Below are 9,173 nucleotides of genomic sequence, written 5' to 3'. Positions count from 1 at the left end.
TAGTAAGATTACATAGATTTAATTAGAAGATTATACTGATTAGATAGATTGCACCGATTGTACTTTATAATCGGTGCAATCGTTTAAAAAATCAGAGAATCAAAAAACAACATGGCAAGAGATTTAAAATTTACAAGAAATATCGGAATCGCAGCTCACATTGATGCAGGTAAAACTACAACAACTGAGCGTATTCTTTATTATGCTGGTGTTAGCCACAAAATTGGTGAGGTACACGAAGGTGCTGCAACCATGGACTGGATGGCACAAGAGCAAGAGCGTGGTATTACCATCACTTCTGCTGCAACAACAGTAAACTGGAACTACCGTGGTAGCAAATACCACATCAACATTATCGATACACCAGGACACGTGGATTTTACCGTAGAGGTAAACCGTTCGTTACGTGTATTAGATGGTTTAGTGTTCTTGTTTTCTGCAGTTGATGGTGTTGAGCCTCAATCAGAAACTAACTGGCGTTTAGCAAACAACTATAATGTTGCCCGTATTGGTTTCGTTAATAAAATGGACCGTTCTGGAGCAGACTTCTTAAAAGTTGTTAAACAAGTTAAAGATATGTTAGGTAGCAATGCAGTTCCATTGCAATTACCTATCGGTTCTGAAGATAACTTTAAAGGTGTGGTTGATTTGATCAACAACCGTGGTATTGTTTGGAATGAGCACGATAAAGGTATGACTTTTACTGAGGTGCCAATTCCTGATGATATGTTAGATGAGGTTGCTGAGTGGAGAGAGAAATTATTAGAATCAGTTGCTGATTATGATGAGACTTTGATGGAGAAATTCTTCGAAGATCCAAACTCTATCACTGAACGTGAAATTTTAGACGCTTTACGTGCAGCTGTATTAGATGCTAAAATCGTTCCTATGGTTTGTGGTTCATCTTTCAAAAATAAAGGTGTTCAAACCATGTTGGATTATGTAATGGAATTATTGCCTTCTCCTTTAGATTCTGAAGGTGTTGTAGGTACTAATCCTGATACAAACGAAGAAGTTTTATTAAAACCTTCTGAAAAAGAGCCGTTTGCAGCTTTAGCATTTAAAATTGCTACCGACCCATTCGTAGGTCGTTTATGTTTCATCCGTGTTTATTCAGGTAACTTAGAAGCTGGTTCATACGTATATAATTCACGTTCTGAAAACAAAGAACGTATTTCACGTATCTTCCAGATGCATGCTAACAAGCAAAACCCAATCCCTAACGTAGGTGCTGGTGATATTGCAGCTGTTGTTGGATTTAAAGATATCAAAACTGGTGATACACTTTGCGAAGAGAAAAACCCAGTTGTTCTTGAGTCAATGGTATTCCCTGATCCGGTTATCGGTTTAGCTATTGAGCCTAAAACTCAGGCTGACGTTGATAAATTAGGTTTAGCTTTAGGTAAATTAGCTGAAGAAGATCCTACTTTTAAAGTAGAAACAGATCAGGAAACTGGCCAAACGGTTATCTCTGGTATGGGTGAGCTTCACTTAGACATCTTAATTGACCGTTTAAAACGTGAGTTTAAAGTAGAAGTTAACCAAGGTGCACCGCAAGTAGCTTATAAAGAGGCAATCTTCGGTACAGCTGAACACCGTGAGGTTTATAAAAAACAATCAGGTGGTCGTGGTAAATTTGCCGATATCAAAATTGTAATCTCTCCAATCGATGCAGACTTCGAAAAAGGTGGTTTACAGTTTGTGAACGAAATTGTTGGTGGTGCTATTCCTCGTGAGTTCATCCCTTCAGTTGAGAAAGGTTTCACTTCTGCAATGTCTAACGGTGTGTTAGCTGGTTACCCACTTCCTGATATGAAAGTACGTTTGATTGATGGTTCATTCCACGCAGTCGATTCAGATGCTTTATCATTCGAGCTTGCTGCTCGTATGGCATATCGTGAGGCTTTACCAAAATGTAAACCTGCTTTGATGGAGCCAATCATGAAAATCGAAATCTTAACCCCTGAAGAAAACATGGGTGATGTTATCGGTGATATGAACCGTCGTCGTGGTCAGTTACAAGGTATGGACACCCGTAATGGTGCACAAGTTATCAAAGCATTGGTTCCACTTTCAGAAATGTTTGGTTACGTAACACAATTACGTACAATCACTTCAGGTCGTGCAACTTCTACAATGGAATTTGATCACTACGAACCAGCGCCTAAAAACGTTCAGGACGAAGTAATTGCTAAGTCTAAAGGCAGAATTAAATCTGAAGACTAATTTCTAGTATCTAGATAAAAGTATCAAGTATCAAGAGCGATTTTTCCATCTTGATACTCGATACTAAATGCTTGCTACTAAAGAAGATAAATCCGGTTTCTGTTGTTAATAGCTCTAACAGGAAACCATAATTAAAAATAACATGAGCCAAAGAATCAGAATTAAATTAAAATCTTACGATTACAACTTGGTAGATAAATCTGCTGAGAAAATCGTAAAAACTGTTAAACCTACGGGTGCAGTTGTAAGTGGTCCGATTCCACTTCCTACAGAGAAAAAAATCTTTACTGTATTACGTTCTCCACACGTAAACAAAAAAGCTAGAGAGCAGTTCCAATTATGCGCTTACAAACGCTTATTAGATATTTATAGCTCTAACTCTAAAACAGTTGATGCTTTAATGAAACTTGAATTACCTAGCGGTGTTGAAGTTGAAATCAAAGTGTGATAGATTTTAAAGAGAAAAAAAGTCCCGCTGAAAACCGGGACTTTTTTTTGCACCAGTTTTTAGAACATTATTAAATGGTATCGGTTTTATAATTATGAAAAGGAAAGAAACAAAAACCGGAGAATTGCCTATAGAAGGGCAGGATTTTGATAATCCAAATAAAGATATCATGCAGAAACCTTCGTCGCACGGCGAAGTTGCCAATCAGAAAGGTGGCGATTTTTCTGAACTCGAGGAGAGTAGAATGGAAAATCCTCCCGAAGAAAGAGAAACAAATGGTCTGGTAAAATCAGCTCCTCCTAAGGGTAGTGTAGAACAGGAAAAAGGGATCAGTTAATATTGGTTAAAGATTTTTCCCTTAAATCGACTTTAATTGAGCAGGCTTAGGGTAGTGCTCATCAATAATTTTCTACTACTAATCGATAATCCGGTTACGGACAACAAAGCTGATTAATGCTGCGGTATTTTTAGTTCCTGTTTTCTCCAGCAAACTTTGCCTGTTACCTTCAATAGTACGTTTACTGGTAAATAATTTATCGGCAATTTCACTGTTCGTAAATCCCTGGGCAATCAAATTCAGTATCTCAATTTCCCTCTTCGAAATTTCAGCGTTTGTTTTTAAATGGGTTGAGGCGGTTAGGTGTCTGCTATTTACCTGCGATAATAGTTTTAAGGTAATGCTTGTACAAACATATTTATAGCCAGAAGTTATCTGTTTAATCGCAAAAATGATCTCAGGAATGTTTACATTTTTAAGTAAATAGCCATGAGCTCCTGCATCTAAAGCTTGTACCACATATTTTTCATCATCAAGCATGGTTAAGACAAGAATTTTAATCTTGGGATAGGCCGTGGCAATATTCGAAATTAACTCCATGCCGTTCATATCGGGCATGTTAATATCTGTCAAAATAACATCGGGTTCATCTTCTGTTTTGAGATATTCCAAAACTTCTTTTCCGTTATTAACATCCGCGATAACTTTTATTTCGGCTTCGTTTTCTAATAAGGCGATGATTCCATTTCGCACAATGGTGTGATCTTCAGCAAGTAATACTTTGGTCAAGTTTTTCAATGTTGGGTAATGTAAACCGTTTGGGTTAAATTCAAATATCGAAATATTTTTTATGCTGTAATATGCGTGTTTATACCTCAATTTGCGGTATAAATACGTATTGTTGATGATTCTCAAACGTTTTTATATACCACATAGCTGATAACCCTTAAAAAATAAAACTTAAGTTATTTAGGCTTAGGATGGAAATTTTGATTCTTTTAGATAATGAATAAATATACAATAAATTTTTGAATGCCCCTAATCGTGTGTACCATGATCATTATTTAAAGTGCCTAAAATGATATTAAACTTTTTCTATTTGATAGTGTTATCTAAGTATCTATCATTAAAAAAAAGAATATGAGTTTAAGTAATAATTTTGACAGCCAAAATCGAGGTGAGGAAGAGAAAAAAGAGTCTGGTGATGATGGTAAAATCAAAACCACAGAACTGGATAATGATACCTACGGGCATAGCCCTGATGCTTCTGCATTTAAGCGTAAAGATGAACCGGACGAGGCGCATATCGACCATTTAAAAAGCATTACCAATCATGAAGCAATAAATTCATCTCCCGAATTAAAAAATATTAACTTGTCGAAGGAGGATTTATCTCAAGGGTCGGCCAGTAAAGAAAAAGGTATAGGAGGTAAATCATAATAATACACAGGGAATATGGTAAGTAAACCCTGTGTATTCAAAATAATTTTTCACGGTAGGTGAGCTGTTAATTTAGAATTCAACAACTTAATATCATTATAAACCATTTTCACGGCTCCTAATGTTTAGTTTGAAGAATTGTTATATTATTATTGTTGCGAATTCTAACCTAACAAAATTCGATAAAAAGCATTATACAACTGTTTTTTTCAATAAGTATCAGTTGACATAAGTCAATTTTTTAAGTGTTATTTTTGTTACAAACACCTTAATATAAGTCACTTGTCTGTTTAAAATCTTGCTTAACCCTTTCACCGAATTTCTTCGCTCTGTCCAGATAGTCCGGTGCCTGTTCCTTGAGATCATCCAGTATCGATTTACCATCTGTTTCTCTTTTTCTGGTTGCGTATTTGTACCCATAAACTGCTGCAGCGCCAAGTACTACATATTTTAATAAACTCATATTTCGTTTTTTAAATTCCGGTATTTAAAACATCATCTTCGTCACGCTGTTGTATTTTACCACTAGGTTTAGTTTCAAAATCTTTTGATGAACTTCCTGTGTGGCTTTCAGCACTTTCAATTGTTGGGTGCTTGTCGTTACTGTTGTAGGCATCATCACTCAAAGAATCTTTTGCCTGCGTACCCGTATTATCCAATCCATCGCGTGCACTCGTATTGCCCTTTATTGTTATATCGGGCTCTTTCCCAAAAGTGTTAACACTATTTGAGTCGTTCCCTTTTTCATATGCTTTCTGAACATCCGATTTTTCAGCTGGTGCTTCTCCTGAGCCTACATAGCCTTCCAGGTGTTCTTCTTTATTATATATGCTTGTTTTCATAACTATATTAAAACACCTGTGGTAAAAAATGGTTTTTCTCTTTTATGATAAATATTCGCCTTGATTTTTCTCTTTTGATTAACTTCGCTACCAATTAAAAGCAATGAAATTAATGGAGTGGAAAAAATTATTATCGAATAAACGTTTTGGTCAGGAACAGTATGGTGCTAATTCGGATAGGGCACGTTCTGATTTTCAACGTGATTACGACCGATTGATTTTTTCCTCACCTTTCAGGCGTTTACAAAACAAAACGCAAGTATTCCCTTTGCCGGGAAGTGTTTTTGTGCATAACAGATTAACCCATAGTTTAGAAGTTGCCAGTGTAGCACGGTCTATGGCTAACATTTTCCTGAATACAATTGAAGATAAAAACCCACAGTTAATAAAAGATGTTCCACTAATTAATGAGGTTGGGAATATAGTTGCAGCAGCAGCTTTAGCACACGATTTGGGCAATCCTGCCTTTGGTCATTCTGGCGAAGCAGCCATTTCCAGGTATTTTACCGATGGTGATGGAAAGGTTTACCAGAAAGAAATGAACGATAAACAATGGCACGACTTGATTAACTTTGAAGGTAACGCCAATGCAATCCGTATCCTTACTCACCCGCTTAAAGGAAAAGGTAACGATGCATACGCTTTAACTTATTCTACACTGGCTTCTATAGCCAAGTATCCTTGTGCCTCTATTGCCGGGAAACAAAAAGGTTTGTTGCACCGGAAAAAATATGGTTTTTTCCAATCCGAAGAAGAGAGCTTTAAAAAAATTGCTGTTGAATTAGGCTTAAAACAAGAGGAGAACGAGCATTTGATTTATAAGCGCCATCCTTTAGTCTACCTGGTAGAAGCAGCAGATGATATTTGTTACAGCATTATCGATTTAGAAGATGCCCATCGTTTAAAGATTCTTTCTTATGAAGAGGTGAAAAACTATTTGTTGCCTTTTGCCAATTCGAAAACGATTGAAGATAGGTTGAAGAACGATTATGAAGACGACGATGCGAAAATTGGTCTTTTGAGAGCAAAAGCTATTAATACTTTAACAGTGGTATGTGCCGATATTTTCTATCGCGAACAGGAACAATTGTTGAATGGTGAATTAAATAAGAGTTTAACAGACTTGATTCCTGAACCTTATTTTTCGGCCTGGAAAGCAATTGAAAAAGTTTCTGTAGAAAGGATTTATAATTTCTCGTCGGTAATACAAAAAGAAGTTGCCGGTTATAAAATTATGGCCGGGCTTTTAGAAGAGTTTGTACCCGCATTAATTCATAACGATACACATTATTATAAAAAACTGGTTAAACTAATACCGAAGCAATACCATACCGATTTACCAGATATCTACTCGCGAACTCAAAGCGTGCTTGATTTTGTGTCGGGAATGACAGATTTATATGCAGTTGATTTGTACAGAAACATAAAAGGTATCTCATTTCCTTCTGAAACCTAGGGTTAAACAACCATGGGTTGTAAAAATATTATCCTATCTGGCTTTAATTAGTTTGATTTATATCAAGAAAATTGGCTTTTGTGTAAAAAAACAGTTTCAAAAAATGTGTTTTTACGTATTCTAATCCATTTTTAATGTAGCGAAATAAGCATTTCGTGTAAACAGCCTGTCTACACATATACTAATTATTAGATTTGAGAGTTGTGCCGTGCAATTTTTTGCAGGTACTGACTAAAAAAGATCATACGCTATTAAATGAAAAAAACGTTACTCGTTGCCATGCTTTTGTTAAGCATGGCCTTTGCTGTACAGGCTCAGGCGCCACAACAGTTCAATTATCAGGGCGCAGCCCGCAATACCAACGGAACACCACTAGCTAATAAAAACATCTCATTGAGAATAAGTATTCTTGATGCATCTGCAAGTGGAGCAGCACAATATTCAGAAGTTAGAAATGTTGTAACCAATGCATTTGGCTTGTATAGTGTTGTAATTGGCAGTACGGGTGCCACATCGGTTACAGGTACTATTGCTGGTGTAACCTGGGGAACAAGTTTAAAATTTATTAAGGTAGAAGTAGATCCTGATAACGGCACAAATTTTAGTGTCGCCGGAACAGCTCAGCTTTTAAGTGTACCTTATGCACTATATTCTGCTAATGGGCCTACAGGCGCAAAAGGCGATACCGGTGCAACAGGTGCTACCGGGGCCACAGGCGCAACAGGTGCTACTGGCCCAGCCGGACCTACTGGTGCAACGGGTGCCGCAGGTGCAACAGGCGCAACAGGTGCCACGGGTGCGCAGGGTGCAATTGGTTTAACAGGTCCTGTAGGTCCAACCGGTGCTACAGGATTAACTGGTGCCACGGGAGCGACAGGTGCTACAGGCGCAACTGGTCCGGCGGGACCAACTGGAGCAACAGGTGCACAAGGAATTCAAGGCCCGGTAGGTCCATCTACCGGCGTAGCAGGCGGAGATCTTACCGGTAATTATCCTAATCCAACAATTGCCAGTTTGCAGGGGAAAACGCTTACAGCAACTGCCCCGGGAAATAACCAGGTTTTATTATTCGATGGTACACAATGGAAGCCAGTTACACTAGATGTAACCAACATTGCAGGAGGTAAAGCCTTATCTTCAACAGATTTAAGTGTAGACTCAAATGGTGCAACCGCTTTATTAAAGGATGTTGTTGTAAACATTAACAATGGTGCCGTAACAACAGTTAAACTGGCCGATGGTGCGGTAACTACTCCAAAGCTAGCTGATGGGGCTGTTACCACGGCTAAGCTTGCCGATGCTGCCGTAACGTCAGTTAAAATTGGAAATAAAGAAGTTAAAACTATTAATATTGCTGATGCGGCTGTAGGTACATTACAAATTGCTGATGCATCTGTGTCGGTAGCTAAACTAACTACTGCTGGCGTAACCGATGCAAATAAGGTTTATATCACTAATGCCACAACTGGTGTACCTGAATTAATTTCAAGGTCAGCATTCACAAATTCTACTGGTTGGGCATTAAGAGGAAATTCTGGAGGAGTAGATTTTTCAACAAACCTGCTCGGTAATACCGATGATGTAGCCATAAACTTCCTTGTTAATGGCCAGCGGTCTGGTCGCCTGGGTACTTCAGCAGATTTAAATATTTCTTACGGTTATAAAACTATTATAAGCAATGTAACCGGTTATTATAACAGTGCATTTGGTAAAGAGGTACTTTCATTAAATAATTCGGGTTATGAGAACAGTGCCTTCGGATACTTTACCATGCAAAGGAATATGAGTGGTTATAACAACAGTGCTTTCGGATCACAGGCTTTGGCGGTAAATATTTCCGGTGCTGATAATATTGCGGTAGGTACACATGCTTTATTTTCGAACCTAACGGGAAATGGAAATACGGGCGTTGGTAGTAATGCTTTAGCTGCTAACACAGGTAATAATAACACCACTATTGGGCAATATGCTGGTGCGGCAAATACAATAGGTTCAGGAAATATTTTTATTGGTAGCAACGCCGGAAGTACATTAACAACCTCGAATAACACCCTGGTCATTGCAAATACTAATACAACGTTCCCTTTAGTGTCGGCAACAATGAGTACAAATGGTGGTAATTTAACGCTTAATAATACTACTGCAAATACAACAACAGCGATGGCGCCGGCAACAGCAAGCACTTTAAATGTTAACGGTTCACTTTCAACAAGTATTTTAAGGCATACAGCTGGCGGTAGCTTAACGCTTGATGAAACGCATCATACGGTGAGGCTTTTAAGCGCAGGCTCAACCGCAATTACTTTACCATCTGCTTCGGCAGCAAAAGGAAGGGTTTATATTATTATAAACGGAAGCGGTTTAACGTTTGTAACCCCTGTGGTTAATCCTGACGGAACTGGTATTACAGCTCCTGCAGTAAACCAGGTAATTACCATTCAAAGCGATGGTACGGATTGGGTGAAAATTTCTCAATAATAGCAG

At 38.0% G+C, this 9,173-nt stretch carries 9 protein-coding genes; 6 read left to right on the top strand and 3 right to left on the bottom strand.

Annotation, left to right across the window (positions count from 1 at the left end; all coding sequences use genetic code 11):
• Nucleotides 1–111 precede the first annotated feature (111 nt).
• From fusA to R2R71_RS10980, 3 genes are all read left to right on the top strand, one after another.
• Nucleotides 112–2,226 carry an elongation factor G gene (gene fusA / locus R2R71_RS10990; protein ID WP_316831309.1) on the top strand — a complete coding sequence of 705 codons (2,115 nt, stop codon included), beginning with the start codon at nucleotides 112–114 and terminating at the stop codon, nucleotides 2,224–2,226.
• 142 nt (nucleotides 2,227–2,368) lie between these two features.
• Nucleotides 2,369–2,674, top strand: coding sequence for a 30S ribosomal protein S10 (rpsJ, locus tag R2R71_RS10985; RefSeq protein ID WP_008244591.1), 306 nt, complete (start codon nucleotides 2,369–2,371; stop codon nucleotides 2,672–2,674).
• A 94-nt stretch (nucleotides 2,675–2,768) separates the two neighbouring features.
• The gene (locus R2R71_RS10980; RefSeq protein ID WP_316831308.1) at nucleotides 2,769–3,011 is read left to right on the top strand and encodes a hypothetical protein; all 243 of its coding nucleotides are present in this window, start codon (nucleotides 2,769–2,771) and stop codon (nucleotides 3,009–3,011) included.
• Nucleotides 3,012–3,089: 78 nt separating this feature from the next.
• Here the strand turns inward: R2R71_RS10980 and R2R71_RS10975 are convergent, their stop codons facing one another.
• Nucleotides 3,090–3,740, bottom strand: a complete 651-nt coding sequence (locus tag R2R71_RS10975) for a response regulator transcription factor (RefSeq protein WP_316831307.1) — start codon at nucleotides 3,738–3,740, stop codon at nucleotides 3,090–3,092.
• Between the two features lie 351 nt (nucleotides 3,741–4,091).
• Between R2R71_RS10975 and R2R71_RS10970 the strand changes: the two genes are divergently transcribed.
• Nucleotides 4,092–4,391, top strand: a complete 300-nt coding sequence (locus R2R71_RS10970) for a hypothetical protein (RefSeq protein ID WP_316831306.1) — start codon at nucleotides 4,092–4,094, stop codon at nucleotides 4,389–4,391.
• A gap of 268 nt (nucleotides 4,392–4,659) precedes the next feature.
• On the opposite strand, the gene R2R71_RS10965 is transcribed toward R2R71_RS10970, so the two are convergent.
• Both R2R71_RS10965 and R2R71_RS10960 read right to left on the bottom strand, forming a co-directional pair.
• Nucleotides 4,660–4,854 carry a YtxH domain-containing protein gene (locus R2R71_RS10965; RefSeq protein ID WP_316831305.1) on the bottom strand — a complete coding sequence of 65 codons (195 nt, stop codon included), beginning with the start codon at nucleotides 4,852–4,854 and terminating at the stop codon, nucleotides 4,660–4,662.
• A 10-nt stretch (nucleotides 4,855–4,864) separates the two neighbouring features.
• Nucleotides 4,865–5,233, bottom strand: coding sequence for a hypothetical protein (locus R2R71_RS10960; protein ID WP_316831304.1), 369 nt, complete (start codon nucleotides 5,231–5,233; stop codon nucleotides 4,865–4,867).
• A gap of 112 nt (nucleotides 5,234–5,345) precedes the next feature.
• Between R2R71_RS10960 and R2R71_RS10955 the strand changes: the two genes are divergently transcribed.
• Both R2R71_RS10955 and R2R71_RS10950 read left to right on the top strand, forming a co-directional pair.
• On the top strand, nucleotides 5,346–6,689 hold the full coding sequence (locus R2R71_RS10955) for a deoxyguanosinetriphosphate triphosphohydrolase (RefSeq protein WP_316831441.1): 1,344 nt from the start codon (nucleotides 5,346–5,348) through the stop codon (nucleotides 6,687–6,689).
• Nucleotides 6,690–6,944: 255 nt separating this feature from the next.
• Entirely contained in the window at nucleotides 6,945–9,167 is a 2,223-nt protein-coding gene (locus tag R2R71_RS10950) for a hypothetical protein (protein ID WP_316831303.1), read from the top strand.
• Nucleotides 9,168–9,173 lie beyond the last annotated feature (6 nt).

Origin of the sequence: Pedobacter aquatilis, assembly GCF_032678405.1 — a bacterium.
Taxonomy (GTDB): Bacteria; Bacteroidota; Bacteroidia; order Sphingobacteriales; family Sphingobacteriaceae; genus Pedobacter; species Pedobacter aquatilis_A.
This window is presented reverse-complemented; position numbering and strand designations above follow the sequence as displayed.

What these genes read in the sequence shown, in the direction of transcription:
- R2R71_RS10980 (WP_316831308.1), top strand. Translation starts at nt 2,769, where the DNA reads ATGAAAAGGAAAGAAACAAAAACCGGAGAATTGCCTATAGAAGGGCAG.
- R2R71_RS10960 (WP_316831304.1), bottom strand. Translation starts at nt 5,233, where the DNA reads ATGAAAACAAGCATATATAATAAAGAAGAACACCTGGAAGGCTATGTA.
- R2R71_RS10950 (WP_316831303.1), top strand. Translation starts at nt 6,945, where the DNA reads ATGAAAAAAACGTTACTCGTTGCCATGCTTTTGTTAAGCATGGCCTTT.
- fusA (WP_316831309.1), top strand. Translation starts at nt 112, where the DNA reads ATGGCAAGAGATTTAAAATTTACAAGAAATATCGGAATCGCAGCTCAC.
- R2R71_RS10955 (WP_316831441.1), top strand. Translation starts at nt 5,346, where the DNA reads ATGGAGTGGAAAAAATTATTATCGAATAAACGTTTTGGTCAGGAACAG.
- R2R71_RS10965 (WP_316831305.1), bottom strand. Translation starts at nt 4,854, where the DNA reads ATGAGTTTATTAAAATATGTAGTACTTGGCGCTGCAGCAGTTTATGGG.
- rpsJ (WP_008244591.1), top strand. Translation starts at nt 2,369, where the DNA reads ATGAGCCAAAGAATCAGAATTAAATTAAAATCTTACGATTACAACTTG.
- R2R71_RS10970 (WP_316831306.1), top strand. Translation starts at nt 4,092, where the DNA reads ATGAGTTTAAGTAATAATTTTGACAGCCAAAATCGAGGTGAGGAAGAG.